This window comes from Kribbella sp. C-35 (assembly GCF_046549195.1).
GTDB lineage: Bacteria > Actinomycetota > Actinomycetes > Propionibacteriales > Kribbellaceae > Kribbella.
Genome location: NZ_JAJPWG010000004.1, coordinates 434,990 through 461,245, shown reverse-complemented (window position 1 = coordinate 461,245; position 26,256 = coordinate 434,990). Strand labels below are relative to the sequence as shown.

The window sequence follows — 26,256 nt, the reverse complement described above, 5'->3', positions numbered from 1 at the left end:
CAACCTGACACACGGAGGTGTCGTCATGACAAGTACTTCGTTCCGCATCCGACGGGGGCAGCGGTCATGGCGGGGGGTTCTAGTCGCGGTATCGGCGATGGCCGTTCTGGCGTTGCCGGCGTGTGCCGGCAGTCGCGTCGCCGGTGAGAAGCAACAACAGGGGAATTCGTCGGCCGCGGCGTCGGGCGTGATCCCGGAGCTGAAACTGGCCACCGAGTCCGACGCGTCGATGGGGGGTCTGGTCAACTACAACCCGTTCGCCCCCCAGCAGACCGTTCGCACCTGGCTGTTCGAGCCGCTGATGCAACAGAACTCGCTGAACTGCAAGGTCGTCCCGTGGCTGGCGACCGGCTACAGCTGGGAGGGCCCGGCCAAGCTGGTGTTCACGATCCGCCAGGGCGTGAAGTGGAGCGACGGCTCGCCCTTCACCGCGAAGGACGTCGCCTTCACTTACAACCTGACCAAGAAGTACCCGGCACTCGATCAGGCCGGCGTCTGGGCCGACACGTTCGGGGCCAAGGCGAAGTCGGTCACCGCCGACGGCGACAAGGTGACGTTCGAGTTCGAGGGCCCGGCGGCCACCAAGTTCCCCTACCTCATCGGCCAGAAGATCGTCTCGGAGAAGGAATTCGGGCCGGTCGGCGATCCGGCCAAGTACATCTCGAAGAACCCGATCTCGACCGGGCCGTTCAAGATTGCCTCCTACAACGGACGGCGGCTGGAGCTCGAGCGCCGGCCGGACTACTGGCAGGCCGACACGATCAAGGTCCAGAAACTGATCCTCGAGGGCGACTACAGCACCAACGCCAACCAGGCGGCGGCCAAGCTGAAGACCGGCGAGCTGGACTTCTACTCCGGTGAGATTCCCAACCCGGAGAAGGCGTTCGTCGCCGACGACCCGAACACCAACCACGTCTGGTACGCGCCGAACGGCCTCACCGTGCTGGCGCCGAACCTGACCCAGAAGCCGTTCAGCGACGTCAAGTTCCGGGAGGCGCTCGCGCACGGCATGGACAAGCAGAGTGCGACCGACAAGGCGACGTACGGCCTGATGAAGGTGGCCAGCCAGTCCGGCCTGCCCGTGCCGGAGAAGAAGGACATGCTGCCGGCGAAGTACCCCGCGGACAGCACGGTGATCCCGTTCGACCTGGCCAAGGCCAACCAGCTGCTCGACGCGGCCGGCTACACCAAGGGCTCGAACGGTCTGCGGCAGAACCCCGACGGATCGCCGATCAAGATCACCTTCTCGGTGCAGGCGGGCTGGATCGACTACGAGGCGATGGCCGACGAGATCACCAGCAACTTCCGCAAGCTCGGGCTGGACATCAAGGAGAACAAGATGCCGCCGGAGGCCGTCGACCAGCAGAAGAAGAACGGCAACTTCCAGCTGATGATCAACTACATGGGCGCCGGTTGTGACTACGCACACGGCATGGGGGCGACCGTCTCGACGGCGGAGATTCCGGACAAGACCACGATCAAGGGCAACGTCGAGCGCTACACCAACCCCGCGGTCGACAAGGCGATCCTGGCGCTCGCGGCCGCGACCGACGACGCGGCGACCAAGGAACAGGTCGGCGTGCTGGTGGACGCGATGATGACCGACTACCCGGTGCTGCCGATCCTGTACGCCCCGGCCCGTGCCATCTACCGCACCGATCACGCCGTCGGCTGGCCGACCGCCGAGGACCCGTACGCCAATCCGCAGGACCAGCCGCTCGTGTGGATCACGCACCTGACCGCACCGACGTCGAAGTAGATCGATGCGCTACTTCGCGCGCAAGCTCGGCTTCTTCGTGCTCACCCTGTGGGCGGTCGTGACACTCAACTTCATGATCCCCAGGCTGCAGCCGGGGGATCCCGCCGAGCTGATGGTGCAGAACCTCGCCGGTAAGAACGCCCAGCTGAATCTCGCGCAGGTGGACGCCATGCGCGACCTGCTGGGCTCTCCCTCCGGCTCCCTGTTCGGTCAGTACTGGCACTACCTCGGGCAGCTGATCCACGGCAACCTCGGGGTCTCCTACACCTACTTCCCGTACTCGGTGGCCGAGGTGATCGGTAAGGCGTTCTGGTGGACCGTCGTCCTGGTGGGAACGGTCCAGGTCCTGTCGTTCGTCATCGGAGTCCTGCTGGGCGCCTTCGCCGCGTGGCGGCGGAACAGCCGGTTCGACACCGCGGTGACGGTGATCTCGACCTTCGTCGGGACCCTGCAGCCGTTCTGGATCGCGCTGCTGCTCATCTACGGGCTCGGCTACGGCCTGGGCTGGTTCCCGACGGCCGGCGGCTATCAGGAGTCGACACCGGGATTCAACGGCGCCTTCGTGTACGACGCGCTGTCGCACGCGTTCCTGCCGGCCCTGACGTTGATGATCGTGACGCCGATCGGATGGATCCTCGGGATGCGGAACACGATGATCATGAACCTCGGCGAGGACTACATCCGGCTGGCCCGGGCCAAGGGCCTGCCGGACCGGATGATCGCGCTGCGGTACGCCGCCCGGAACGCCCTGTTGCCGAGCGTCGCCGGGTTCGCCCTCGCGCTCGGCGGCGTCCTCGGCGGGACGATCCTGGTGGAGACCGTCTTCGACTATCCCGGCCTCGGCCGGCTGATGGGAGAAGCGGTCGGCATCAAGGACTACCCGCTGTTGCAGGGCCTGATGCTGCTGACCGCGGTCGTGACGCTGGTGGCCAACCTGATCGCCGACCTGCTGTACGGCATCCTCGATCCGCGTGCCAGGAGGGCAGCCGCATGAGCAGTACACAGAACGCGGTACTGCCCGAGGAACAGGTAGTGGCCGCAGGCACCGATGTCGCAGACCGCTGGTACCGGGTGGTGTGGAGCAGCAAGAAGGCCCGGGTCGGGATCGTCATCGTGGCGATCTATGTCCTGGTAGCGCTGCTGGCTCCGGTGATCGCGCCGTACGCGCCGACGGATGGTTCGTTCACACCGTTGACCGGACCGTCGGCGCAGCATCTGCTCGGCACCAACGTGGGCGGCGTCGACGTGTTCTCCCAGGTGATCTACGGCAGTCGGGTCTCACTCATCGTGGGGTTGCTCGGCGGGTTGCTGGCCACCGCGATCGCGCTCCTGATCGGACTGGTCTCCGGCTACGCGGAAGGTACCGTCGTCGACGACGTACTGACCTTCCTCACCAATACCGCGCTGGTCATCCCGGTGCTGCCGTTGATCATCACGCTGGTCGCCTACTCCAGTACCCGCGGCATCCCGTTGATCGTCGGGGTCATCGCGATCACGTCCTGGGCCGGTTCCGCGCGGGCGAAGCGGGCCCAGATCATCACACTGCGGAACCGGGACTTCGTCACCGCGGCGAAGTTCTCCGGCGACCGCACGTTGCGGATCATCTTCTCCGAGATCCTGCCGAACATGACCTCGCTCGTCGCGGCCGCGTTCGTTGGTGCGGCCACCGGTGCGATCGGCGCGGAGGCAGGGCTCGCGGTACTGGGACTCGGCAGCAGCGACTCGGTGTCGTGGGGAACGATCCTGTACCAGGCCGACGCCGCCGGCGCGATCTCGCAGGGCCTGTTCGCCTGGGTGTTCGTCCCGGGTCTGGTGCTGGCGATCCTGATCACGTCGATGGCGTTCATCAACTTCGGCATCGATCTGCTCAGCAATCCGCACCTCAGGGAGGACTGAGACATGGCGCTCCTCGACGTACGTGATCTGTCGATCCGGTATGAACCCAAGCAGCGGACCGCGGTCGACGCGGTCAGTCAGCTCAGTTTCAGCATCGACGACGGTGAGTTCGTGGGCCTGATCGGCGAGTCCGGTTCGGGCAAGACCACGGTCGGCATGGCCGTGCTCAGGTTGCTCGAACGGCCGGGACGGATCACCGGCGGGTCTATCACCTTCGACGGTACCGACATCGCTCACCTCAGCCAGGACGAGTTACGGAAGTACCGGTGGCGCGAGATCTCGACGGTCTTCCAGAGCAGCATGAACTCCCTCAACCCGGTGGCCCGGGTCGAGGCGCAGTTCGCCGACGTCATCCAGTGCCACACGTCGTTGCGCGGCCGGGAGGTGACCGAGCGGATCAGGACCCTGTTCGATATGGTCCTGATCGACCCGAAGTTCATGACCGCGTTCCCGCACGAACTGTCCGGCGGGATGCGGCAGCGGATCAACCTGGCCCTGGCGCTGGCGATCGGGCCGAGGTTCGTCGTACTCGACGAGCCGACGACCGGGCTGGACGTCGTCGTACAGCACAGCATCCTGGAGAACGTCCGGCGGTTGCAGGCAGAGCTCGGCTTCGCGGTGCTCTTCATCAGCCACGACCTCGGCACCGTTCTCGATCTCTCCGACCGGACCATGGTGATGTACGCGGGCAAGCTCGCCGAGGAGCAGGCGACCCGGCAACTGCTCCACGATCCGCTGCACCCGTACACCAAGGGATTGCTGGGATCGTACGGCGATCCTCGTGCGGAGACCGTACGGATCACCTACGTCCCGGGTCGGCCGCCGGATCTCGCGCATCGGCCCGTCGGGTGTGCGTTCGCTGCGCGGTGTCCGGAGCGGGTGGATGCCTGTACCGAGATCGAGCCCGTGCAGTCAGCCGTCAGTGACGCTCTGGTGGCGTGTCACGTCGCGGCCGCCCAGCGCGGAGTCGCCGAGAACGGGATCGCCCTGGAGGTCGGGCCGCCGGTCCGCACCTTCGCCGGTCCGCAGTTCGTGAAGTCGTCCGTCGAGTCGGCCGCGGACCGGAGCCGGCCCCTGGTCACGGTCGACAACGTGTCCAAGACCTACGTTCGCAGGCAGGGACTGCGCGCCGTCCGGACCGAGGCGGTGACCGGGGCGAACTTCGTACTCCACCGTGGCGGCGTGACGGCCCTGGTCGGGCAGAGCGGCAGCGGCAAGTCGACGCTCGCCCGGATGATCACCGGGGTCGACGCGCCGACCTCGGGCCAGATCACCTTCCACGGCTCCGATGGCGACCAGGTCGTCGCGCGGATGCGCGGCCGCCGGCTGCGGAGCTATCGCGGCAGTGTCCAGATGGTGTTCCAGGATCCGTACTCGGCGCTGAATCCGACGAAGACCCTCGGCGCCACACTGGCCCGACCGTTGATCAACTTCCAGCACCTGCACGGTACCCAGCTCCGGGAACGGGTGATCGAGCTGCTGGAGACGGTGGCGCTGTCCCCGGGAGGGCGGTTCGTCAATCGCTATCCGCACGAGCTGTCCGGCGGCCAGCGACAACGAGTCGTGATCGCTCGCGCATTGGCGGTCGAACCCGAGCTGATCGTCGCTGACGAGCCGATCTCCAGCCTCGACGTGTCGATCCGGGCCGAGGTGCTCGAACTGTTCGACAAGCTGGTGCACGAGCGCAACGTCGGCATCCTCTACATCACCCACGACCTGCTCAGTGCCCGGATGCTCTGCGACGAGGTCGTCGTACTCAACGAAGGCAAGGTGGTCGAGCAGGGACCCTCTCTGGACGTGATCCGTTCGCCCCAGGACGACTACACCCGGCTGCTGCTCGATGCCATCCCGAACCCGTTCGCCGCAACCCGCGACTGAACACTCAGGACGCGACCTCGCCGTCGACCAGGAACGGCTCGAAGGAGCCGTGCGGCGCCGTACCGTCGGCGTTCATGATCACCTCGGGGGAGTACTGCAGCAGGTAGACCTGGCGCAGCTTGTCGGTCAGGTTCGCTCCGCTGCGATGGATCACCGTGCTGGAGAAGCAGACGATCGACCCGGCCGGGACGATCACCGGCATCCCGGGATCGGAGCCGAAGTAGCAGACCCGGTCACCGGTCTCGATCGGGACGTGCTTGATGTAGGACTTGATGCCCGAGCGGCTGTACGGCAGCAGGTAGACCGACCCGTTCTGCTCGGTCACGTCGTCGAGTGCGATCCAGCAGGTCAGGTACGGCGTGTGGTTCTCGTGCACGTACCCCGAGTCCTGGTGCCAGGCGAACGTGGTGTCGGGATCGCCCGCCTTGATCACGTACTGCTCCCAGAACAGGTAGGCGTTCTCGCCGAGCACCCGGCGGCAGATCTGCTCCATGATCGGGCCGAAGATGAAGCTCCGCAGTTCTGGGCGCTGCTGGTAGATCATGTTGCTGAAGTACCGCTTGCCCTTGGCGTTGATGCCGATCCGGTCCACCCCGGCGGCATCCATGGCGGCGTCGAGACGATCGATGGAGAACTGCGCGGCACTGCGCAACAACTCCAGGTCCTCGGGGCCGATCACGCTCTCCAGGACGAAGTAGCCCTCGTCGACGTACTGGGCAATCTGCTCGTCGCTGACCAGCTGGGTTTTCTCGGTTTGCGTCATGATGATCACTCTGGCAAACCATGAGCAGGTCCCGGAATGCTCGCGGTGGCCGTTCGATGCACGTTTTGGCACGGAGGTCGAACTCATGACGGGCGGCTACCAGCGGATCACGATGTCGGACCAGGGCCCGACCCCGTTCGGCAGAGTGCTACTGGCCGGGGAGGTCTCCAATGACGAACCGTTCGTGCCCGAGCCGCTGCGCGCACTGCCGGGCACGGTCATCTCACTCGTCACCGCCGGTACCGGCTTCTACCGTCATGCCGATCGGCGCACCGAACCGATCGTCGCACCTTCGCTGACGGTGGTGCTGCCCGGCGAGCAGCATTGGTACGGCACCCGCCCCGGTCAGCGCTGGAGTGAATGGTTCGCGGTTGTCGAAGGGCCGGCGTTCGACCTGTTGCGCCAGACCGGTCGGCTGACCTGGTCGGGTCCCCGGCCGCTGGTGCGTGGTGTCCGTCCGGCTGACCTGGCGCTGCTGCTCCGCAGCGCACCGCCGCAATCGGGGGCCGAGCAGCAGATCTGGGCACTCGCGGGCTGGCTGTCCGGTGCGCTGGCCCCGTCCGTCGACAACGAGACAGCTCTCTGGGACCAGGCGGCGCGACTGCTCAGCGAGGACCTGCCACGCCGCCTGGAGATGCGCGACGTCGCCGCCCAGCTCAATCTCGAGTACGACCGCTTCCGGCGAGTGTTCCGGGACCGCTTCGGCAGGTCACCACTGGCCTTCCGCAACGACCGGCGGCTAGAGGCCGCAGCAACCCTGCTACGAGCAACCAACCTGACCTGCCGAGAAATCGCCCGCCGAATCGGCTTCTCCGACGAGTTCCACCTCTCCCGCCGCTTCCGCACCCGCTACGGCGCCTCACCAACCGCCTACCGAACCGCCCGGTGACCTGATCCGGTTCAGACCTGTTGTACGACGTCCCAGTGTTCGACGATCTGGTTGCCCTCGAAGCGCCAGATGTCGACTACGGACTGGGTGGAGTCGGGGGTGGTCATCAGGTAGTGGACGACTACGTGGGTGTCGTCGGCGATGACGCGTTGTAGGTCGAGTTTGGCGTTGGCGACCGGGGATTGGGCGATGAAATCGAGGAAGGCGTCGCGGCCGGAGGGGTTGCCGGGGCTGTGTTCGATGAAGTTCTCGTGGAGGAGTGGGCGCAGCGGGTCGAGGTTGCCGTTGGCGAATTCCTGGAAGGCGTGCAGGGTGAGCTGCTTGATCGTCATGCGTACGACGGTGCGCTCGCCGGTGCGGTGCTGTCGATTACCTGCCCTGTCATGGCGCGGGTCGGGATACTCATTGGTGTGAATGACGACAGGCCGGTGGGCGAGCTGTTGCGGGAGTGGCGGCGGCGGAGGAAGTTGAGTCAGCTCGATCTGGCGATCCAGGCGGACGTGTCGTCGCGGCACGTGAGTTTCGTCGAGACCGGGCGGACGATTCCGAGCAGTGCGATGGTGCTGCACCTCGCCGAGCAGCTCGGCGTACCACTGCGGGAACGCAACCGGTTGCTGGTCGCGGCCGGTCACGCGCCCGTGTACCGGCAGACGCCGCTGGACGATCCGGACATGACGCGGGTCCGCGCGGCGCTCGAACAGTTCGTCCGGGCGCACGCGCCGTACCCGGCCGTCGCCGTCGACCGTCGCTGGAACCTGCTGCTGGCGAACGACTCCTTCAACGCATTCCTGGCCGGCGTCGACAAGAAGTTGCTCACGGCACCGATCAACCTCATGCGCCTGGGCCTGCACCCGGACGGTCTGGGATCCCGGATCCGCAACCTGGAGCAGGTTCGCGGGTACCTCCTGCCCCGCCTCGCCCGCCAGGCCGCGGCGTCCGGCGACCCCGAACTCCATCAGCTGTACGACGAACTCGTTGCCCACGGCCCCGTCGACACCACGCCGCCGGACCCTGCCGACATCGCCCTCCCGATCCACATCCGGCACCGCGGGGTAGACCTCGCGTTCCTCAGCACCATCACCACGTTCGGCACCGCGTTCGACATCACCCTCGAGGAGATCGCCGTCGAAACCTACCTCCCGGCCGACCCCGCAACCGCCGAATTCTTCCGGCGCTAAGCTCCACCCATGGGTATGGACGCGTTCGTGCCGTGCCGCTGCTGGGAAGACGGCCGTACCGAGGAGCCACCGGCTCCCCGGGCGGACATCCACCGAACCGACGGCATGCTGGACCTGACTTTGCCGTACGACGGGAATGAGGTGCTCTGGCGCGAGTTCGACGCGTGGACCTGCGACGGCTGCCGTCACGTGGACATGGAGTACCACCCGGAGGACTTCGCCGGGACTGTCGAGGCGCTGAGGAGGATCTTCAGCGCCTCGGTCGAGATCGGGAGCCCGGTCTACTGGACCTGATCGGTTACCGCAAAGCTGTCGTGATCAGGTTGTCCGAGAGGGTGCGGAGGCGTTCGCGGGCGTGGGCGTCGTAGGCTTGCTCGTTGGCGCGGGCCTCGCGGAGGCCGTTGAAGTAGCGTCCGGTCGGCAGGTCCGGTGCGGTGATCAGGCGCATCGTCGCGTCGGCGCCCTCGGTGACGCTGCTGATCGGGCTGACGCCGCTTTCGTTCACCATCGTAGTGTCCATGAATGTTGCTGGGTGCAACGAATTCACCACGATGGACTGTTCCGCCGCGAGGTCGATGGTGAACATGATCTGCGCCAGCTTGCTCCGCTGGTACGCCGAGAATCCGTCCCAGCCGCGCTCCATCATCGGATCCTCGAAGTCGATCTCCTGCTGACCGGCCGAAGCCACGTTGACGATCCGGCCGGTGGGCACCAGTCGCGGTAGCAGGCGCCGTGTCAAGTGGTAGCCGGCGAGGTAGTTGACCGCGAACCGCAGTTCGATGCCGTCGGCGGTTACCTCACGTGCCGTACCAGGCCTGCCGCCGCCGATGCCCGCGTTGTTGACCAGTACGTCGAGCTCGCTGTCGATGCTGTCGGCAAACTTGTCGACCTGGTGGAGATCGGCGAGATCGGCCAGCAGTATCTCGGGTTCGGGACCGCCCGCGGCAAGGATGCCGGCCCGCACGCGCTCGGCGCGGGCCGCGTCGCGTCCGTGGATCAGTACGCGAGCTCCCGCCGTCCCGAGACGGAGTGCCAGTTCGCGTCCCAGGCCATCTGTCCCACCGGTGATCAGAATCGTCTGCACAACCTCCACCGTACGTCGCGGTCAAGCCCGAGCCGGGTCAGCGCAGGGGACGGAACGTCCGTTGGAGGTCGTCGGTCCACTCGGCTGGGACTTCCCACGGGATGAAGTGGCCGCCGTTCGGGTGGGCGGTGATGTTGGTGTGGTTGTACCAAGCGGCGCGGTCGCTCGCGAGGAAGTTCTGGACGCGTTCCTCGGGCGTGTGGACACCGGGCGGGTTCTCGTGGCCGACGAACGTGATGCCGGTCGGGGCCTCGATCGCCGGCGTACGGTCGTGGGACGGCGTCCACGGGTAGCGGTTGTTGTTGGCGTACGTGCGGATCGAGGTGTCGATCGCGTTGCCCGCCCAGTAGATCGTCGCGTGGGTGAGCAGGTCGTCGTCGGTGAACGCCTTGTCGCCCTCCGACCAGCTCTGCCAGCGTTCCAGGATCCACGCGAGCATGCCGGCGGGGGAGTCGGCGAGACCGAAGCCGAGCGTGCTCGGGTCGAGGACGTGGGTCGCGAGGTGGGCGGCGAAGCGGCGTTCGAGTTCGACGATTCGATCGTGGATCTGCGGTGGCAGGCCTTCTGGGATCGGGTTGCCGCCGCTCAGGTCCCAGCCGCGGTCGCCGTTGAAGAACGTGAGTTTCAGCGCCGACCCGATGTGGATCCCGTAGAGCTCATCGGCGTACTTGTGGCCGAGCTGCCCCGTCACCAGCGCGCCGACGTCACAGCCGGCCGCGGCGTACTTCGGGAACCCGAGGACGCCCGTCATCAGTTCGTGCCAGACGTCGGCGATCTTCCAGAAGTTCATGTCGACCCGGGTCGGCGTCGAGAACCCGAACCCGGGCAACGACGGGACGATCACGTCGAACGCGTCCGCCGGATCACCGCCGTACGACGCGGGGTCGGCGAGCCGGTCGATCACCTTCGACCAGTGCCAGAACGTCCACGGCCAGCCGTGGCTCAGGATCAACGGGATCGGCCGTGGACCGACGCCCGGCCGGCGCAGGAAGTGCACCGGTACGTCGCCGACGTCGACCCGGTAGTGGTCGTACGCGTTGATCGCCCGCTCGGCCGCGCGCCAGTCGAAACCGTCCGCCCAGTACTCGACGAGCGGCTGCAGGCGGGTACGACGTACGCCGTAGAAACCGTCGTCGTTACCGGCGTCACGCGGCCACTTCGTCGCGCGCAGGCGGCGGCGGAGGTCGTCGAGGACCTCGTCGGGTACGGCGATGGGGGTGGGGATCATGGGGTGTCCTCAGCGAGTGCGGTCAGGCGGTGGAGTACGTCGATCGAGCCCGCGAGTACTGCGCGCTCGTCGGGGGTGAGTTGCTCGACGAGCGCGGTCAGTTTCGCGACCCGGTTCGTGTGGCGGGATCGGACGAGCTCCTGGCCGGTGCGGGTCAGGGAGAGCAGGCTGGCGCGGCCGTCGGCGGGGTCGGGGTGGCGCTGGACGAGACCGTCCTGCTCGAGTTTCGCGACCAGGCTGGTCAGGGCGGGCTGCGTCAGTTGCTCGGTCGCCAGCAGACCGGTGAGGCGCAACGGTCCGCGCCGGTGGAGCGTGTGCAGGACCGAGAGCGCCGAGAAGTTGAGCCGCCGTACGGACGGGAGGCGGATGAAGATCGTGTTGAAGTCCTCGATAACCGTGGTCAACCGATCGACGTCCAGCATGCCGCCGCACCTCTCCTCCGTGCCCAGTGCGTCAGTGGGTCGCGGCCGACTATATCAATTTTCGATGTAAGTCGGTGGAGGGTGCTAGTTGCTGAGGGCGATCTTCGAGATGGCGAAGGTCGTGGAGCCGGACTTGAACGTGAGCACCGCCGCGGTAGCGCTGTCCGGAAGGTGACCCTTGAACGTCAGGGTGCCGTGTTCGGTGCCGCCGGACGCGATCCGGCTCGGCCAGGCGCTGCGGCCGGGGTCGGCGCGCAGGGCGGTGCCGTCGGCGGCGGTGAACGTCGTACCGTCGATCGGGACCGTGATCGCCTGCTTGGCGGTGTTGACGAGCTTGACCTCGACGCGGGTGAAGTGGCTCGTGTAGGTGACGTTCTCGACGGTCATCGTGACACCTGTGCCGGGCTTCGTGACCGGTTTGATCAGGCGATCCTCGCCGGTCTCGTTGCCGGTCAGGTAGCCGCCGACGTACTCCGCGCCCGCAGTCAGCACGAACCCGCCGACCCCGACGCCGACAAGCACCACGGCGACCGCGACGAGGACCGACACGTTGAGACGGCCAGGCCGGTGGTCCTTCGGGAGCGCCGCATCAGCCAGTGCGAGGACCATCGCGACCACGAGCGCGATCCCCGGCGCGACCAACCACCTGAGCATGCCACCGGGTCCGTCGGCGAGGAACGTGACGACCAGGTTCACGACGATCCCGAGCACGATCACCGCACCGGCCGCAATCAACACCCGCGACAACCGCACCGTCCCGACGGCGTCATCCCCGCCGCCCGTACGCCGCTCCGCCCCGGGCAGCCGGTCATCCGCGCCGGACAGCCGGTCCGCGTCCGACCCGCGCCGCTCGCCTCCCGCCGTACGACGCTCGCGCCCAACCGCCCGCACACCGCCGACCCGCTCCTCACCCCCCGCCCACTCCTCGCCGCCAGCCCCCTGGTCAGCACCGGCCCACTGTCCGCCGACCCGCTGATCAGCACCCGTCCACTGGCCGCCGGTCCGCTGGTCAGCACCGGCCCGCCGGTCGCCGCCGGCTCGCTGGTCCGCACGTGCCCGTGGGTCGGCGCTCGTCCTGCGGTCGGTGCCGGCCGCGGTTGGGTCGGGCCAGCCGGCGGACGCGTTCCAGTTCGGTTCCGACTGGTCGATCTGCGCGGAAATCTCCCACGGCGACCGCACCGGCTCCGGATTGTCCGCCGACGGATAAGCAGCCCAAGTCCCGCCGTCCCGACCCGCCTCGTCCCCCACCTCAAACCCAGGAACCACCCCCGCAGCCCCATACCCGCCACCCTCGTACCCGCCAGGCCCGTCAGTCCGCGCGCCGGCTCCGTACTCGTCGACGTCCGCCCCGGCTCCATACCCTCCAGCATTCGCGCCGCGGCCGGACCCGCCGACTCCCGCGCCGTACCCGTCGGCTCCGGCGGCGTCGCCGTACCCGCCAGCTTCCGCGCCGACCGGGCCGCCGCTGCCGGACACCTGCTCGCCGTCCGCGAACGGATTCCCGCCCGCAGGCGGCTGCCCACCGTGCGCCACGGGACCACCAGCAGACTCCTGCTCGCCCGACGCAAACGGGCTGCCGCTGCCGGACACCTGCTCGCTCGACGCAAACGGGTTGGTACTGGCCGTCTGCTGTGCCTGCGTGAACGGGCTGGAGGCGGGTGCGTGTTCTGGCTGCGTGAAGGGGTTGCTATCGGCGGCGGGCTGGTTCGGTGGTGTGAACGGGCTTGCCTCGGCGCGGGCGGGTGGTGCCGTCGGGCTGGTACCGGGCGCTTGGTCTGTCTGGGCGAACGGGCTCGCGTCAGCCTGGTCTGGCTGGGGGAGTTGGCTGGCGGCGGGTGGGGTGTCGAGGGCTCCGGGGGTGGAGGCGGCGGGAGGGGGTTCTGGGGTGGAGGCGGCTGGGAACGGGGTTGGGGTGGGGAGCGGGGCCGGGGGGTTGGTGGTGGGGCGGTGCTGGGCGTCTGAGGGCTGAGGGACGTCAGCCTCGGGCAGGGTCGGAGGGGTTTGGGTGGTGGATTTGTGGAAGGTGAGGATCGAGCGGCCGATGTGGATTCGGTCGCCGGTGGTGAGGGGGGTGGGGGCGGTGATGCGGCGGCCGTTGAGGCCGGTGCCGTTGCGGGACTCGTCGTGGAGGATCCAGGTGGCGCCGTCGCGGTTCAGGCGGGCGTGGATGCGGGAGATCTGGTCGTCCGCCTGCAGCCGGATGTCGGCGTTGGAGGCGCGGCCGATGGTGATCGTGTCGGTCCCGGCCGACAGCGTCCACTGCTGTTCGCCGAGCGACAGCACGAATTCGGTTTCCACTCACACCCCAGCCGGCGTCGTCCTGATCGCGATCCGGTCCCGCCGCCGGGGTGTCGCACCCCGCGGCAGCCAACCCGTCTGCGCGATTCTGCCATTCACACCAGCCCCAGACCACCAGCAGACCCACCCCACCACCCTCCGCAACAAACCCCTCACACACCCCCGCCACCGTCCGCAACCACCCCCTCACGCAGCCCGGACCCGTCTGTGACCAGCCCTCACTGGACCCGTCGAGGGTCGTGATGATTCTCAGGTTGGTGGGGGTTTGTCAGCGCTAAGTAGTGATGACAACGCGATCAGTTGTCATCGGGGTGCCAACGGCACGACAGCGCCTTGCTCGGGGGTGAGGCGGGACATAGTGTCCGTCCGCGCGATTCATCGGGGCTGGATGGAAAGGGGTCTTCCGGACAGCCGTTCCGATGGGTAGGCCGGAGGTTCCAGGCGGAGTGGTGCACCGCCTGCAGTCCGGCGAGGCGCAACCCGCCCAAGCACCACATCGCGAAGGGACCACGTCCATGGTCTTGTTTCAGCGTTCCCGCAAAGCTGCTGTCGTCATCGGGGTGACCAGCCTCGCTGCGGCAGCACTCGCCGGGCTCGGTTCGTCGGCCGGTGCGGCGACGAGTGCGGCACCTCCGCCGCGGCCCTCCCAGGCGCAGTCGAAGGCGTTCGCCGCCGACTCCGCCTCCTCACTCGTGGCGGGGCGGCCGAGCGCCCTGCACGCCTCGAAGGACGACAAGTTCACCGCGAAGCCGGTGATCTCGGAGCAGTCCGGTCTGCAGTACGTCCCGTACGAGCGTTCGTACAAGGGCCTCCCGGTCGTCGGCGGTGACTTCGTGGTGGTCACCGACGCGAAGGGCGCCGTGAAGTACACCTCGGTCGCCCAGACCACCGCCGTACCGGAGCTGTCGACGACCGCGAAGGTGACCCCAGCGGCCGCGCAGAAGACCGCCAGGACGCAGCTCAAGAAGGTCGACTCGTCGACCACGCCGACGCTCGCGGTCTACGCCCTGAACGGCACCCCGAAGCTCGTGTGGCAGTCGCGGGTCAGCGGCAACAACGGCCACGACCCGTCGAGTCTGTCGGTGTACGTCGACGCGCAGAGCGGCAAGGTGCTCGGTAGCAAGGAACACGTGATGGCCGGCAACGGTACGGCGGCGTACAGCGGCCCGAACCCGGTCCACCTGGACACCACCCTGTCCGGCAGCACGTACTCGATGAAGGACCCCAACACCACCAACCTGTCCTGCCAGGACGCGGCGAACAACACCACGTTCTCCGGGCCGGATGACAACTGGGGCAACGGTACGGCGACCAACAAGGAGACCGGTTGCGTCGACGCACTGTTCTCTGCGGAGACCGAGAAGCACATGCTGACCGACTGGCTCGGTCGCAACGGGATGGACGGCAACGGCGGCGCCTGGCCGATCCGCGTCGGCCTGAACGACGTGAACGCCTACTACGACGGCACCCAGGTGCAGATCGGTCACAACAACGCCAACCAGTGGATCAGCTCGATCGACGTGGTGGCTCACGAAATGGGTCACGGCATCGATGACCACACGCCGGGTGGCATCTCCGGCAGCGGCACCCAGGAGTTCGTCGCGGACGTGTTCGGCGCGAGCACCGAGTGGTACAGCAACCAGGCCTCGGCGTACGATCCGCCGGACTTCCTGGTCGGCGAGGAGATCAACCTGGTCGGTCAGGGCCCGATCCGGAACATGTACAACCCGTCGGCGGTCGGCGACCCGAACTGCTACTCGAGCTCGATCCCGGGCACCGAGGTGCACGCGGCAGCAGGCCCCGGCAACCACTGGTTCTACCTGCTTGCCGAGGGCACCAACCCGACCAACGGGCAGCCCACCAGCCCGACCTGCAACAGCTCGTCCGTGACCGGCATCGGGGTCCAGAAGGCCCTCCGGATCATGTACAACGCGATGCTGATGAAGACCAGCAGCAGCTCGTACCTGAAGTACCGGACCTGGACGCTGACCGCGGCCAAGAACCTGTACCCGGGCAGCTGCACCGAGTTCAACACCGTGAAGGCGGCCTGGGACGCGGTCAGCGTGCCGGCTCAGACGGCCGACCCGACCTGCTCCACGTCGGGTGGCGTCACGGTCACGAACCCGGGCAACAAGACCGGCACGGTCGGTACGGCGATCTCGACGTTCACGCTCACCGCGTCCGGCGGCACCGCGCCGTACACCTGGTCCGCGTCCGGCCTGCCGGCCGGCGTCACCATCGGCTCGTCCACCGGCACCGTGTCCGGTACGCCGACCGCGAGCGGCACGTTCAACGTCACCGCGACGGCGACCGCGAGTGCCGGCGGCTCGGGCAGCACGTCGTTCACCTTCACCATCAGCGGCGGCACCGGCAACTGCTCCGGCCAGAAGCTCGGCAACCCGGGCTTCGAGACCGGTACGGCGTCACCGTGGACGGCCCCGGCCGGGGTGATCGACAACACCGCCTCCCAGCCCGCGCACGGCGGCACCTGGAAGGCGTGGCTGGACGGCTACGGCTCGACCCACACCGACACGCTGAGCCAGTCGGTCGCGATCCCGGCCGGATGCTCGGCGACGCTCTCCTTCTACCTGCACATCGATTCCGCGGAGACGACCACGTCGACGCAGTACGACAAGCTCACGGTGAAGGCGGGCTCGACCACGCTGGCGACGTACTCGAACCTGAACAAGGCGAGCGGCTACTCGCTCAAGTCGTTCAACCTCTCGTCGTTCGCCGGCCAGACGGTGTCGATCAGCTTCACCGGCACCGAGGACAGCTCCCTGCAGACCTCGTTCGTCATCGACGACACAGGCCTCAACCTGAGCTGACGCACTGAAAAGAACCCGGCCGCCGCACCTTCGGGGGTGCGGCGGCCGGCCTTTGTCTTGCGTCAGTTGAGTGTCAGTTCAGGGTCATGCGCGGCTCGCCGTTCACCAGGCCGGTGCCGGCGATGGTGCAGGTGCCGCCGCGGTTCTGGGTGTAGGTCTGGCGGACGCAGGAGCGGAGCGCGAGCTGGGCCCAGTAGTTCGGGTGCAGGGATTCCTGGATGTAGTAGTTCGAGCCGACCGTCGTCACCGTGCGGATCTGGTTGATCCACTCGGTCTTGTCGACGGCGGTGGGCTGGGTCCACGAGCTGAGGCCGACCTCCTCGTACAGGCCGACGGTGTTCTCGCAGAGCCGGCGGCCGTTGAACGCGGACTGGAGTTCGAGCAGGCGAGCGTTGGACAGGCCGGACTGGCCGATCGCGGCGCGGACCGTGGTGTTGATCGTGACGAGCGCGGTGCTGTTCGCCCAGTCGGCGTCCGCGTTCCAGAAACCGCATCCGCCGACGCTCTGCCGGGTGTAACCGCTCTGCCCGTACCGGAACCCGCTGGCAGCCGGGATCGGTGACGGATACGTCTGTACGACGAGATTCCACGCGCTGTCGCCGTACCCGGCGTTCCGCATCGCCGTACGGACGTTCTGGAACGCCGTCGCGATCTTGCCGCGGACCGTCGTGATGTTCGCGGTGGTGAAGTTGGCGACGACGGACGAATCGTCGCGGCAGTAGTCCGGGTCCCAGGACGGCGAGAGCAGGAAATCCTGCACGCACTGGGTGACGATCGACGCGAAGTTGAAGTCGTTGCCGCCGATCGACACGACCACTTGCTTGACGTTGTGGGTCGCGGCGAAGGTCTGCAGCATCTTCGCCTGCCCCTGCTTGCCGGCGCCGTCGTCGTAGAAGTCGATGCCTGGCTTGAAGTCGCTGCCGGTGCCGGTCGTGGTGCGAGCGCCCGAGCAGGCCAGGTTCAGTCCGCCGATCCCGCCGCCGACGTACGCCTCGGCGGACAGGCTGCGGTGGCATTTCGGGATCAGCTCGGTGGTGTGCGTCGCGTTGTCGTGGGGTAGGCGTGCGCACCGAGCGCGTCGGCCGGTGCCTCGGAGTCGTTCGAGCTCCCGGCCCAGCGGCCGGCTTCACCCGAGATGTAGGAGTCCCCAACGGTGACGACGTACGGCGTTCCCGATCCGGGACCGTCGGCGTGGGCGGGGGACGCGACCAGGCCTAGGCCGGTCAGGGAGAGTAGAAGGATTGCTGCGGACACTCGACGACTTCTCGGAGTTCTCATCCGGAAGGCCTCTCTCGCCGGAGTTCGGTGATCTCAGGACCCCCACCAGATCACCGTCGGCAAGAAATGTACTTCCCGGTAACCAGACCCGGTAGACCGAGAGTACTGACACCTTTGCGCCCTGTCACCGCCGTGCCGTCACTCGGGAAGCTTGAGCTCCTGCGGGTAGCGCTCGGTCCACCACGCGCGCCAGCGGGCCTCGAGCTCGTCGCGGTCGGTGTCGCCGTACACCGACAGGATCGCCATCGTGGCTCCCTCCGGCTTCCGCTCGCCGGGCGGGATGTGGCTGAGCACGAGCAAACCGTTGCCCCAGGCATCTACCGTGACGCCGAGCTGATGGTCGGAGCGGTACCAGACCTCGCACTTGGCGCCCTCGCCGATCAGGTCGAGCTCGAACGCGTCGCCGGCCGGAATGTTCAGCTCGTCGATCGGGGAGACGGCACCGGTGCCCGAGTAGAACAACGTACGGCGTGGATCGCCCGGATGCCGCTCGACCGCGAAGCGGAGCTGGTGGAGGAACGTGATCCAGCCCTCGGTGACGTCGTCGTAGTACGCGTCCCACTCGGGGTCGGCGCCCAGCGGCGCCCGCGTCAGCGTGATCCGGGATCCGCCCTCGCACGGCTCGACGACGAACTCGTCACCGTTCCCGAGCCGCAGCGTCGTACCGTCCTCGACTGCCTGCGTGAAGTAGATCAGGTCGATCTCCTCGTCGAGACCGCCTTCGTACTCCCAGCCGTGCCAGTGCCGGATCTTCTCCTTGTTCCGCAGGGCGTCCCACACCGTCTCCACCGGAGCGGCAACCGTCACCACGATCTTCATGTCTCTCCTTCGGTACGGCGGGGTGCCGGGTGGCCGCCCGCGATCAGCCGGTACGGCCGCCCGCCCTCGCTGTCGAACTCCTCCACCACCTGCTGCATCGCGGCGGTCAACGCGTCGGTGAACCGGTGGACGTCACCCGGCTCCGCGAACCGCACCTCGGTCTCGAGCGTGAACGTCAGCAGCCGCTTCCCGTCCGCGTCGGCCGCGGTCTGCATCCGCGCGACGTCCCGCACCGTCCCAGCGGCGACCTCGACCAGGTGCTCGGCGGCGTACTGGTCCTGGATCTGGGTGAACGCCCGGCCCATGACGCCCGGATCGACGACCAGATCGGCCGACGCGCGCAGGATCCGCTCGGTGAACCCGCGCCGCCGCCGCTCCTCGACGAGCTCGACCAGGCCGGCCTTCTCCAGTTCGCGCAGGTGGTAGTTCACCCGCTGCCGCGGCAGGTCGAGCGTCGCCGAGAGCTGGGTCGCCGACGACGGTTCCCGCAGCAGCTCGAGCAGCCGCCGCCGGATCGGCGACAACGCCAACCGCACCTTCTCGGGCTCCTCGAGATACCGCAGCATCCCCTCAATCTCCACTTGACAGGAAAATTTGTCAAGCGATGGCCCGAGCTTCGGGGAGCATGGGTGGGTGGGAGTTCAAGGGCCGCAGTTGCCGGTTGGTACGCAGGTGGTGGTCCGGGTCGCGGCGCCCGACGATCGGGGCGGTACGGCGCAGCGCGGGGCGACCGGGCGGGTCGCCGGCGTGACCCCGGACGGCCGCTACACGGTCCGTCTCGTGGACGGCCGCCACACCCTGGCCCGGCGCGATCAGCTCAGCTTGCGTACGGCGTACCAGGACGAGGCGATCGAGCTCGACCAGCCGGACGGCGATCGGCTGGTGCGTGAGCACACGATCTACGCCGCGGTCGTCGGGTCGCGCGCCTTCGGGCTCGACACGGACGAGTCCGACACCGACACGCGTGGTGTGTACGTCGCCCCGACCGAGGCGTTCTGGTCGCTCGCGAAGCCGCCGACGCACGTCGACGGACCGGAGCCGGAGTGGTTCTCGTGGGAGGTCGAGCGATTCTGCGAGCTCGCGCTGAAGTCGAACCCGAACCTCCTCGAGGTCCTGCACTCACCCCTCGTCGTCCGCCAGACGCCCCTCGGCGAGGAACTCCTCGGACTGCGGACGGCGTTCCTCTCCCAGCTGGCCTACCAGACGTACTCCGGCTACGTACTCAGCCAGTTCAAGAAGCTCGAAACGGACTTCCGCCGCGACGGTACGCCGAAGTGGAAACACGTCATGCACCTGATCCGGCTGCTCCTCTCAGCCCGCGAACTGTTGCTCGAAGCAACCCTGGTCGTCGACGTCGGCCCGCACCGCGAACGCCTCCTGGCCGTCAAACGCGGCGAGCTCCCCTGGGACGAGGTCGAGCACTGGCGCCTCACCCTCCACGAGAACCTCGACAAGGCACTGCAACACACAGTCCTCCCAGCAACCCCAGACGTCACAACCGTCAACAACTGGCTACGGTCCGTACGCAAGAGGAGCCTCGGTGACACGTGACATGCGGCAGCTCGACTACACCGAGCTGCGAACCATCATGGGCGACCAGCCGTACCCATTGCTCTTCGCGACAGTCTCCGGCGCGCACCTGTACGGCTTCCCGTCCCGCGACTCCGACGTCGACCTGCGCGGCGTACACGTGCTGCCGGCCACCGAGGTGGTCGGGCTGCGGCACGGGCCGGAGACCCTCGATCGCACCTGGTTCGAGAACGAGGCCGAGGTTGATCTGGTCACTCACGACCTGGCCAAGTTCGCCCGCCTGATGCTCCGCCGCAACGGCTACGTCCTCGAGCAGGTCCTGTCACCGCTTGTGGTATTCAGTACGCCGGAACACGCCGAGCTCGTCGCGCTCGCCAAGGGCTGCATCACCAAATGGCACGCGCATCACTACCGCGGGTTCGCGCGCACCCAGTGGGAGTTCTTCGAGAAGAAGCGTGAGCTGAAGCCGCTGCTGTACACGTTCCGGGTGTTGCTGACCGGCATCAATCTGATGCGGACCGGTGTGGTTCAGGCGGATCTGCGGGAGCTCGCAGGCGGGCCGTCGTACCTGCCTGAACTGATGGCGGCGAAGGCGGAGGCGGAGCATGCGCCGCTGGAAGGGCCGTCGGGGGAGCGGTTGGTCGAGGATGTCCGCCGGCTGCAGGCAGTCCTAGACGAGGCGGAGGCGGGGAGTGGGCTGCCCGATCGGCCTGCGGCTGAGGCGGGGCTGCACGACCTGCTGGTTCGGGTCCGTCTGTCTCGCTAGCGGAGAGCGGTTGCCGGAAGTGTCTGTTCTGACAACGATGACAGGCTTAGGCTATTTACTTAACTTCGTGAAGCATTGACATCTGGGCTGGCGGGGTAAATAGTTCCGTCCTGAAATCAATCAGAAAGCAGAGTGAATCAACAGTGTCGAACATCGAGATTCTGCAGCTCCGAGCCGGTGGCGTCAGCCTGGTGCTCGACTGCTCCGGTCCGGCCCTTCCGTCCGTCCTGCACTGGGGTGCGGACCTGGGCGAGCTGACCGAGAACGCTCTGCTGGAACTGCGCCGCGGCGCGGGTGCGGTCCAGGAAGGCAGCGGCCTGGACGAGAACCGTCCGATCGCGATCGTGCCCGAGTACTCGGCCGGCTGGTTCGGCCTGCCCGGCCTGAACGGCCACCGCGACGGTCAGGACTTCTCGGCGAGCTTCACGCTGAACAGCGTCGCCCGGACCGACAACACCGTGCAGATCGACGCCACGGACACCGAGGCCGGACTCGAGCTGGTGCTCACCGTCGAGCTCACCGACTCGGGTCTCGTGCGGACCAAGGCCGACCTGACCAACACCGGCGCAACGCCGTACACGGTCGACGGGCTGTGCCTCGCCCTCCCGGTGCCGACCGAGGCGACCGAGCTGCTCGACCATACCGGCCGGCACATCGGTGAGCGGCACCCGCAGCGGCACGCGTTCACGCAGGGCGCCCACATCCGCGACAACCGCCGCGGTCGCACGGGCGCCGACGCGACCCTGTTGCTGCTCGCCGGCACCCCCGGCTTCGGCTTCCGCGGCGGCGAGATCTGGGCCGTGCACACCGCCTGGAGCGGCAACCACCGAACGTATGCCGAGCGCGGCATGAGCGGGTACGGCGTGATCGGCGGCGGCGAACTGCTCCTCCCGGGCGAAGGCCGCCTCGAGCCCGCAGGCACCTACAGCACGCCATGGATCTACGGCTCGTACGGCGTCGGCCTCGACCAGGTCTCGCACCGGTTCCACGACTTCCTGCGCGCGCGTGCCAACCACCCGCAGACCGAGCGTCCCGTCGTACTGAACACCTGGGAGGCCGTGTACTTCGACCTCAACCTGGACAAGCTGAAGGCGCTCGCGAACGCGGCCGCCGAGGTGGGGGCCGAGCGGTTCGTGCTGGACGACGGCTGGTTCCGCGGGCGCCGCGACGACCACGCCGGACTCGGTGACTGGTACGTCGACGAGGGAATCTGGCCGAAGGGTCTGCACCCGCTGGTCGACCACGTGAAGGGCCTCGGCCTGCAGTTCGGGCTGTGGGTCGAGCCGGAGATGGTGAACCCGGACTCGGACCTGGCCCGCGAGCACCCGGACTGGATCCTCGCGGCCGGCGACCGGATGCCACCGACCGCACGCCACCAGCAGGGCCTGAACCTCGGCGTCCCGGCGGCGTACGACTACATCCTCGAGCGGCTGGACAGCATCCTCAGCGAGTACGACATCGCGTACCTGAAGTGGGACCACAACCGCGACTTCGTTGACGGCGGCAACCAGCACACGGGTACGGCGGGCATTCACGAGCAGACCCTGGCGGTGTACCGGCTGATCGACGAGCTCAAGCGCCGGCACCCGGGGCTCGAGATCGAGTCCTGCTCGTCCGGCGGCGCCCGGGTCGACCTCGGCATCCTGGAGCGGACCGACCGGATCTGGGGCAGCGACAGCAACGACGCGCTCGAGCGGCAGACCATCCAGCGCTACACGCAGCTCCTGCTGCCGCCGGAGCTGATCGGCTGCCACGTCGGCCCGCCGCGGGCGCACACCACCGGCCGCACGCAGACGCTGTCGTTCCGCGCGATCACCGCGTTGTTCGGCCACTTCGGCATCGAGTGGGACATCGCCTCGGCCAGCCCCGAGGAGCGCGCGGAGCTCAAGGGCTGGGTCGCATTGCACAAGGAGCTGCGGCCGTTGCTGCACACCGGTCGCGTGGTCCGCGCCGACCGCGGTCCCGAGGACGTGCTCGTGCACGGCGTCGTCGCACAGGACAGTGAGCGTGCCGTGTTCAGCGTCGTACAGACAAAGCAGTCGGTGACGTCGGCGGTGGGCCGGGTGCGGCTGCCCGGACTGGACCCGCAGCGGACGTACCGGATCAGCAAGGTCGCGACACCCGGGCCCGAGTCGCGGTCGACGGCTTGGTCGGCCGACGGTGGAAGCGTGGAACTGAACGGCGCCGCCCTCGCCTCGGTCGGAGTACTCATGCCTGCGCAGTGGCCCGAGAGCGCGATCTTGCTGGACGTGACTGCGATCGAGTAAGCCCACTCGATCGCCGGACAGAGAAGGAGATCCCCGTGACCGCCACCACCAACGCACCACCTACCAGGAAACGAAGTCACGGGGACTCCGCAGCACCACGAGGGAAGCGGCGAAACCTCGGAGATCTGAAGGTCGCGATGATCTTCATCGCCCCGGCGACCCTCGGGTTCGTCATGTTCTACATCTGGCCGACGCTGCGCGGCGCGTACCTGAGCTTCACCGAGTACAGCCTGCTCTCGGCGCCGAGGTTCAACGGCCTGGCCAACTACGAGCGGATGGTCCAGGACAGCTTCTTCTGGAACGCGCTCGGCGTCACGGTCGAGTACGTCGTGATCAACATCGGCGTGCAGACCGTGCTGGCGGTCGGGATCGCGATGCTGATGTACCGGTTGACGAAATCGATCACGGTCCGCGCGATCATCCTCGCGCCGTACCTGGTCGCGAACGTCGTCGTCGCGCTGGTCTGGTACTGGATGCTCGACGTGCAGGTCGGCATCGTGAACACGTTCCTCGGCTGGGTCGGGATCGACCCGGTGGCGTTCTTCGGCGACTCGCACTGGGCGATCCCGACGGTCGCGGGGATCAACGTCTGGCGGCACATGGGGTACACCGCACTCTTGGTCTTTGCGGGACTCCAGACGATCCCGAAGTACGTCTACGAGGCCGCCGAGGTGGACGGGTCGACCGAGTTGAAGACGTTCTGGCGGATCACGCTGCCGCTGCTGCGTCCCGTTCTGGTGATGGTCCTGGTGGTCACCATGATCGGGTCGTTCCAGATCTTCGACACGGTCGCGGTGACCACGCAGGGCGGTCCGATCAACGCGACCCGGGTCATCTACTACTACATCTACGAGCGGGCGTTCACCCGGTTCGACTTCGGGTACGCGTCGGCGATGGCGCTGGTGCTGTTCGCGATCCTCGCGGTCGTGTCGCTGCTCCAGCTGCGGCTGCTGCGGGCCAAGGAGAGTGATCTCGCATGACGCGGCAGGTGAGTGTCGGACGTACGGTCGCGTGGATCCTGTTGTTCGTGCTGCTGATCGTCACGCTGTTCCCGTTCTACTGGATGTTGCGTACGGCGTTCTCCGACAACACGCAGCTGCCCGGTCACCCGGATTCGCTGCTGCCCGTGGAGACCACGCTCGGCGCGTTCAAGCGGGTGCTCGGACTGTCCTCGATCGAGGAGGCGCAGGCTCAGGGCGGTTCCGGCGCGGCCGTGAACTTCTGGCTATACCTCCGCAACTCGTTGGTGGTGGCAACCATCACGACGGTCTGCCAGGTGTTCTTCAGCGCGATGGCGGCGTACGCGTTCGCCCGGCTGCGCTGGCCCGGCCGGGACAAGGTGTTCGCGTTGTTCCTGGCCGCGCTGATGGTGCCGCCGATCTTCACCACGCTGCCGAACTTCGTGCTGATCAAGAACCTCGGGCTGCTGAACAGCTTCGCCGGCATCATCCTGCCGGGCGCGTTCATGACGCCGTTCGCGATCTTCTTCCTCCGGCAGTTCTTCCTCGGGATCAGCCGGGAGCTCGAGGAGGCGGCGATGATCGACGGCGCCGGGCACCGCCGGATCTTCTTCGGGATGATCATCCCGCTGAGCGCGGCGCCGATCGCGACGCTGGCGATCCTGACCTACATCAACTCGTGGAACGACTACTTCTGGCCGTTGCTCGTCGGCCAGCAGGAGAACGTGCGGGTGCTGACGGTCGCCCTGGGCGTGTTCCGGTCGCAGACGCCGCAGGGCGGTCCGGACTGGGCCGGGCTGATGGCGGCGACGCTGATCGCGGCGCTGCCGATGATCATCCTGTTCCTCGCGTTCGCGAAGCGGATCACCAACTCCATCGGCTTCTCCGGGATCAAATGATGAACCTCTCACGAAGGACCCTGCTGAAGGCAGGACTGGGCGCGCTCGCCGTACCGGCTGTTGCCGCGTGCAACAACGGCGCCACGGCGCGTGGCGACGGCGAGATCATCTACTGGCTGTGGGACTCCGCACAGCTGCCGATGTACACCGAGTGCGCGAAGGTGTTCCACGAACAGAACCCGCAGTTCTCGGTGAAGATCGAGCAGTACGGGTGGAACGACTACTGGTCGAAGCTGGTGACCGGGTTCATCTCGGACACCGCGCCGGACGTGTTCACCGGGCACTCGTCGAAGTACCCGCTGTTCGCGGACAAGGGTCAGGTGCTGCCGATCGACGACTATGTTGCCAAGGACAACATTGACCTGGGCATCTACCAGAAGGGTCTGGCGGACCGCTGGATCGGTGCCGACGGCAAGCGGTACGGTCTGCCGAAGGACTGGGACACCGAGGTCTACTTCTACAACAGCGCGTTCACCGAGGCGGCCGGGATCAGTACCGAGCAGCTCAACTCGATGACGTGGAACCCGCAGGACGGTGGGACCTTCGAGCAGGTCGTCCGCCGGCTGACGGTGGACTCCAAGGGCCGTCGCGGCGACCAGCCGGGGTTCGACAAGGACAACGTCAAGGTCTACGGACTCGGGTACGCCGATGCCGGCGGAGGCGACGGGCAGACCAGTTGGAGCTGGTACGCCGCGATCAACGGCTGGAAGTACTCCGAGGGCGAACCGTGGGGGACGAAGTTCTTCTACGGCGACCCGAAGTTCACCGACACGATCGGGTGGTGGCGCGGGCTCATCACCAAGGGATACATGCCGACGTACGCGCAGGCGAAGTCCGGGGTGGACGTGACGACCTCCTTCGGTGCGGGGAAGTACGCGATCACCCCGAACGGCTCCTGGATGCTCGGGACGTACGGGACGCTGAAGCAGGTGAAGACGAAGCTCGCGCGGCTGCCGATCGGTCCGGTCGGGAAGCGGATGTCGATGATGAACGGGCTCGCGGACACGATCTGGGCCGGAACCACCCGGCGGGACGCGTCGTGGGCGTGGGTGAAGTTCCTCGGGTCGCAGACGGCTCAGGACATCGTCGCGAAGGCGGGCGTGGTGTTCCCGGCGGTGGCGGCGAGCATGCCGGCGGCGAAGGCGGCGTTCGCGAAGAGCGGATGGGATGTCACACCGTTCCTCGAGCCGGTCGAGGCCGGGGATGTCTTCCCGTACCCGGCCAATCCGAACGCCGCGGACGTCACCGCGGTGATGACACCGGCCATGGACGCGGTCCTCTCCTTCGAGGCTGAACCGGCGTCCCTGGCGAAGGCGAACAACGATGTGAACAAGATCCTCGCCGTGAACAGCTGAGGGTTCACCCTGGGGTGCACTACGCCCGGGGGAGTACGCGGTGCTGCGTCCAGTGGTGCAGTGTGCTCCTCCGGGGGTAGGGGAGGTGTCGCCGCTGAGGCGACGCGGTGGAACGGGTTCGAAAGACAGTCTTGGTGCCGTTGGAAGAACTACGAGCATC

General features: G+C 67.4%; 24 protein-coding genes. 14 read left to right on the top strand and 10 right to left on the bottom strand.

Features of this window, described 5'->3' with window-relative positions; translation table 11 throughout:
- The first annotated feature begins 97 nt into the window (after nucleotides 1-97).
- From ACLJOO_RS28065 to ACLJOO_RS28050, 4 genes are read left to right on the top strand one after another with little or no spacing between them, the layout of a single operon-like run.
- Nucleotides 98-1,759 carry an ABC transporter substrate-binding protein gene (locus tag ACLJOO_RS28065; protein ID WP_410790397.1) on the top strand — a complete coding sequence of 554 codons (1,662 nt, stop codon included), beginning with the start codon at nucleotides 98-100 and terminating at the stop codon, nucleotides 1,757-1,759.
- A 4-nt stretch (nucleotides 1,760-1,763) separates the two neighbouring features.
- Nucleotides 1,764-2,753, top strand: coding sequence for an ABC transporter permease (locus ACLJOO_RS28060; RefSeq protein ID WP_410790396.1), 990 nt, complete (start codon nucleotides 1,764-1,766; stop codon nucleotides 2,751-2,753).
- A complete protein-coding gene (locus ACLJOO_RS28055; protein WP_410790395.1) occupies nucleotides 2,750-3,655 on the top strand; it encodes an ABC transporter permease in 906 nt (301 codons plus the stop codon). The genes ACLJOO_RS28060 and ACLJOO_RS28055 overlap by 4 nt, the downstream gene beginning before the upstream one ends.
- A 3-nt stretch (nucleotides 3,656-3,658) precedes the next feature.
- Nucleotides 3,659-5,533, top strand: a complete 1,875-nt coding sequence (locus tag ACLJOO_RS28050; protein WP_410790394.1) for a dipeptide ABC transporter ATP-binding protein — start codon at nucleotides 3,659-3,661, stop codon at nucleotides 5,531-5,533.
- A 4-nt stretch (nucleotides 5,534-5,537) separates the two neighbouring features.
- Here the strand turns inward: ACLJOO_RS28050 and ACLJOO_RS28045 are convergent, their stop codons facing one another.
- Nucleotides 5,538-6,296 (bottom strand): phytanoyl-CoA dioxygenase family protein, encoded by a 759-nt coding sequence (locus ACLJOO_RS28045; protein WP_410790393.1) that lies wholly within the window; start codon nucleotides 6,294-6,296, stop codon nucleotides 5,538-5,540.
- Nucleotides 6,297-6,381: 85 nt separating this feature from the next.
- Between ACLJOO_RS28045 and ACLJOO_RS28040 the strand changes: the two genes are divergently transcribed.
- Nucleotides 6,382-7,185 (top strand): AraC family transcriptional regulator, encoded by an 804-nt coding sequence (locus tag ACLJOO_RS28040; RefSeq protein ID WP_410790392.1) that lies wholly within the window; start codon nucleotides 6,382-6,384, stop codon nucleotides 7,183-7,185.
- A gap of 11 nt (nucleotides 7,186-7,196) precedes the next feature.
- On the opposite strand, the gene ACLJOO_RS28035 is transcribed toward ACLJOO_RS28040, so the two are convergent.
- The gene (locus ACLJOO_RS28035; protein ID WP_410790391.1) at nucleotides 7,197-7,517 is read right to left on the bottom strand and encodes a nuclear transport factor 2 family protein; all 321 of its coding nucleotides are present in this window, start codon (nucleotides 7,515-7,517) and stop codon (nucleotides 7,197-7,199) included.
- A gap of 78 nt (nucleotides 7,518-7,595) precedes the next feature.
- Between ACLJOO_RS28035 and ACLJOO_RS28030 the strand changes: the two genes are divergently transcribed.
- Nucleotides 7,596-8,363 carry a helix-turn-helix domain-containing protein gene (locus tag ACLJOO_RS28030; RefSeq protein WP_410790390.1) on the top strand — a complete coding sequence of 256 codons (768 nt, stop codon included), beginning with the start codon at nucleotides 7,596-7,598 and terminating at the stop codon, nucleotides 8,361-8,363.
- 9 nt (nucleotides 8,364-8,372) lie between these two features.
- Nucleotides 8,373-8,657, top strand: a complete 285-nt coding sequence (locus tag ACLJOO_RS28025) for a hypothetical protein (RefSeq protein ID WP_410790389.1) — start codon at nucleotides 8,373-8,375, stop codon at nucleotides 8,655-8,657.
- Nucleotides 8,658-8,661: 4 nt separating this feature from the next.
- Here the strand turns inward: ACLJOO_RS28025 and ACLJOO_RS28020 are convergent, their stop codons facing one another.
- The 4 genes from ACLJOO_RS28020 to ACLJOO_RS28005 form a co-directional block, all read right to left on the bottom strand.
- Complete coding sequence (locus ACLJOO_RS28020) at nucleotides 8,662-9,447, bottom strand: SDR family NAD(P)-dependent oxidoreductase (protein WP_410790388.1); 786 nt, start codon at nucleotides 9,445-9,447, stop codon at nucleotides 8,662-8,664.
- Nucleotides 9,448-9,484: 37 nt separating this feature from the next.
- A complete protein-coding gene (locus tag ACLJOO_RS28015; RefSeq protein WP_410790387.1) occupies nucleotides 9,485-10,675 on the bottom strand; it encodes an epoxide hydrolase family protein in 1,191 nt (396 codons plus the stop codon).
- On the bottom strand, nucleotides 10,672-11,097 hold the full coding sequence (locus ACLJOO_RS28010; protein WP_410790386.1) for a MarR family winged helix-turn-helix transcriptional regulator: 426 nt from the start codon (nucleotides 11,095-11,097) through the stop codon (nucleotides 10,672-10,674). Before ACLJOO_RS28010 ends, ACLJOO_RS28015 begins: the two co-directional genes overlap by 4 nt.
- 84 nt (nucleotides 11,098-11,181) lie before the next feature.
- Complete coding sequence (locus ACLJOO_RS28005; protein WP_410790385.1) at nucleotides 11,182-13,395, bottom strand: FHA domain-containing protein; 2,214 nt, start codon at nucleotides 13,393-13,395, stop codon at nucleotides 11,182-11,184.
- Nucleotides 13,396-13,910: 515 nt separating this feature from the next.
- Here ACLJOO_RS28005 and ACLJOO_RS28000 point away from each other — a divergent pair.
- A complete protein-coding gene (locus ACLJOO_RS28000; protein ID WP_410790384.1) occupies nucleotides 13,911-16,223 on the top strand; it encodes a M4 family metallopeptidase in 2,313 nt (770 codons plus the stop codon).
- Between the two features lie 73 nt (nucleotides 16,224-16,296).
- Here ACLJOO_RS28000 and ACLJOO_RS27995 read toward each other — a convergent pair whose 3' ends face one another.
- The 4 genes from ACLJOO_RS27995 to ACLJOO_RS27980 all read right to left on the bottom strand — a co-directional run bounded on the left by ACLJOO_RS27995 (nucleotide 16,297) and on the right by ACLJOO_RS27980 (nucleotide 18,886).
- Nucleotides 16,297-17,079: a hypothetical protein gene (locus ACLJOO_RS27995; protein WP_410790383.1), complete on the bottom strand. Its 783-nt coding sequence runs from the start codon at nucleotides 17,077-17,079 to the stop codon at nucleotides 16,297-16,299.
- A gap of 167 nt (nucleotides 17,080-17,246) precedes the next feature.
- Entirely contained in the window at nucleotides 17,247-17,477 is a 231-nt protein-coding gene (locus ACLJOO_RS27990) for a hypothetical protein (RefSeq protein WP_410790382.1), read from the bottom strand.
- A gap of 162 nt (nucleotides 17,478-17,639) precedes the next feature.
- Nucleotides 17,640-18,320 (bottom strand): hypothetical protein, encoded by a 681-nt coding sequence (locus ACLJOO_RS27985; RefSeq protein WP_410790381.1) that lies wholly within the window; start codon nucleotides 18,318-18,320, stop codon nucleotides 17,640-17,642.
- On the bottom strand, nucleotides 18,317-18,886 hold the full coding sequence (locus ACLJOO_RS27980) for an ArsR/SmtB family transcription factor (protein WP_410790380.1): 570 nt from the start codon (nucleotides 18,884-18,886) through the stop codon (nucleotides 18,317-18,319). Before ACLJOO_RS27980 ends, ACLJOO_RS27985 begins: the two co-directional genes overlap by 4 nt.
- 67 nt (nucleotides 18,887-18,953) lie before the next feature.
- Between ACLJOO_RS27980 and ACLJOO_RS27975 the strand changes: the two genes are divergently transcribed.
- The 6 genes from ACLJOO_RS27975 to ACLJOO_RS27950 all read left to right on the top strand — a co-directional run bounded on the left by ACLJOO_RS27975 (nucleotide 18,954) and on the right by ACLJOO_RS27950 (nucleotide 26,096).
- Complete coding sequence (locus ACLJOO_RS27975; protein ID WP_410790379.1) at nucleotides 18,954-19,871, top strand: DNA polymerase beta superfamily protein; 918 nt, start codon at nucleotides 18,954-18,956, stop codon at nucleotides 19,869-19,871.
- A complete protein-coding gene (locus tag ACLJOO_RS27970) occupies nucleotides 19,861-20,616 on the top strand; it encodes a DNA polymerase beta superfamily protein (protein WP_410790378.1) in 756 nt (251 codons plus the stop codon). Before ACLJOO_RS27975 ends, ACLJOO_RS27970 begins: the two co-directional genes overlap by 11 nt.
- Before the next feature lie 143 nt (nucleotides 20,617-20,759).
- Nucleotides 20,760-22,883 (top strand): alpha-galactosidase, encoded by a 2,124-nt coding sequence (locus ACLJOO_RS27965; RefSeq protein ID WP_410790377.1) that lies wholly within the window; start codon nucleotides 20,760-20,762, stop codon nucleotides 22,881-22,883.
- Between the two features lie 35 nt (nucleotides 22,884-22,918).
- On the top strand, nucleotides 22,919-23,863 hold the full coding sequence (locus tag ACLJOO_RS27960) for a carbohydrate ABC transporter permease (RefSeq protein WP_410790376.1): 945 nt from the start codon (nucleotides 22,919-22,921) through the stop codon (nucleotides 23,861-23,863).
- Nucleotides 23,860-24,741 (top strand): carbohydrate ABC transporter permease, encoded by an 882-nt coding sequence (locus tag ACLJOO_RS27955; protein ID WP_410790375.1) that lies wholly within the window; start codon nucleotides 23,860-23,862, stop codon nucleotides 24,739-24,741. The genes ACLJOO_RS27960 and ACLJOO_RS27955 overlap by 4 nt, the downstream gene beginning before the upstream one ends.
- Nucleotides 24,741-26,096 carry an ABC transporter substrate-binding protein gene (locus ACLJOO_RS27950; protein ID WP_410790374.1) on the top strand — a complete coding sequence of 452 codons (1,356 nt, stop codon included), beginning with the start codon at nucleotides 24,741-24,743 and terminating at the stop codon, nucleotides 26,094-26,096. Before ACLJOO_RS27955 ends, ACLJOO_RS27950 begins: the two co-directional genes overlap by 1 nt.
- Nucleotides 26,097-26,256 lie beyond the last annotated feature (160 nt).

Coding starts and splice junctions, on each gene's coding strand:
- ACLJOO_RS28055 (WP_410790395.1), top strand. CDS start 2,750: ATGAGCAGTACACAGAACGCGGTACTGCCCGAGGAACAGGTAGTGGCC.
- ACLJOO_RS27980 (WP_410790380.1), bottom strand. CDS start 18,886: ATGCTGCGGTATCTCGAGGAGCCCGAGAAGGTGCGGTTGGCGTTGTCG.
- ACLJOO_RS27985 (WP_410790381.1), bottom strand. CDS start 18,320: ATGAAGATCGTGGTGACGGTTGCCGCTCCGGTGGAGACGGTGTGGGAC.
- ACLJOO_RS28060 (WP_410790396.1), top strand. CDS start 1,764: ATGCGCTACTTCGCGCGCAAGCTCGGCTTCTTCGTGCTCACCCTGTGG.
- ACLJOO_RS28040 (WP_410790392.1), top strand. CDS start 6,382: ATGACGGGCGGCTACCAGCGGATCACGATGTCGGACCAGGGCCCGACC.
- ACLJOO_RS28035 (WP_410790391.1), bottom strand. CDS start 7,517: ATGACGATCAAGCAGCTCACCCTGCACGCCTTCCAGGAATTCGCCAAC.
- ACLJOO_RS27955 (WP_410790375.1), top strand. CDS start 23,860: ATGACGCGGCAGGTGAGTGTCGGACGTACGGTCGCGTGGATCCTGTTG.
- ACLJOO_RS28050 (WP_410790394.1), top strand. CDS start 3,659: ATGGCGCTCCTCGACGTACGTGATCTGTCGATCCGGTATGAACCCAAG.
- ACLJOO_RS28015 (WP_410790387.1), bottom strand. CDS start 10,675: ATGATCCCCACCCCCATCGCCGTACCCGACGAGGTCCTCGACGACCTC.
- ACLJOO_RS27950 (WP_410790374.1), top strand. CDS start 24,741: ATGAACCTCTCACGAAGGACCCTGCTGAAGGCAGGACTGGGCGCGCTC.
- ACLJOO_RS28065 (WP_410790397.1), top strand. CDS start 98: ATGGCCGTTCTGGCGTTGCCGGCGTGTGCCGGCAGTCGCGTCGCCGGT.
- ACLJOO_RS28000 (WP_410790384.1), top strand. CDS start 13,911: ATGGTCTTGTTTCAGCGTTCCCGCAAAGCTGCTGTCGTCATCGGGGTG.
- ACLJOO_RS28010 (WP_410790386.1), bottom strand. CDS start 11,097: ATGCTGGACGTCGATCGGTTGACCACGGTTATCGAGGACTTCAACACG.
- ACLJOO_RS28045 (WP_410790393.1), bottom strand. CDS start 6,296: ATGACGCAAACCGAGAAAACCCAGCTGGTCAGCGACGAGCAGATTGCC.
- ACLJOO_RS27995 (WP_410790383.1), bottom strand. CDS start 17,079: ATGCTGCAGACCTTCGCCGCGACCCACAACGTCAAGCAAGTGGTCGTG.
- ACLJOO_RS28025 (WP_410790389.1), top strand. CDS start 8,373: ATGGGTATGGACGCGTTCGTGCCGTGCCGCTGCTGGGAAGACGGCCGT.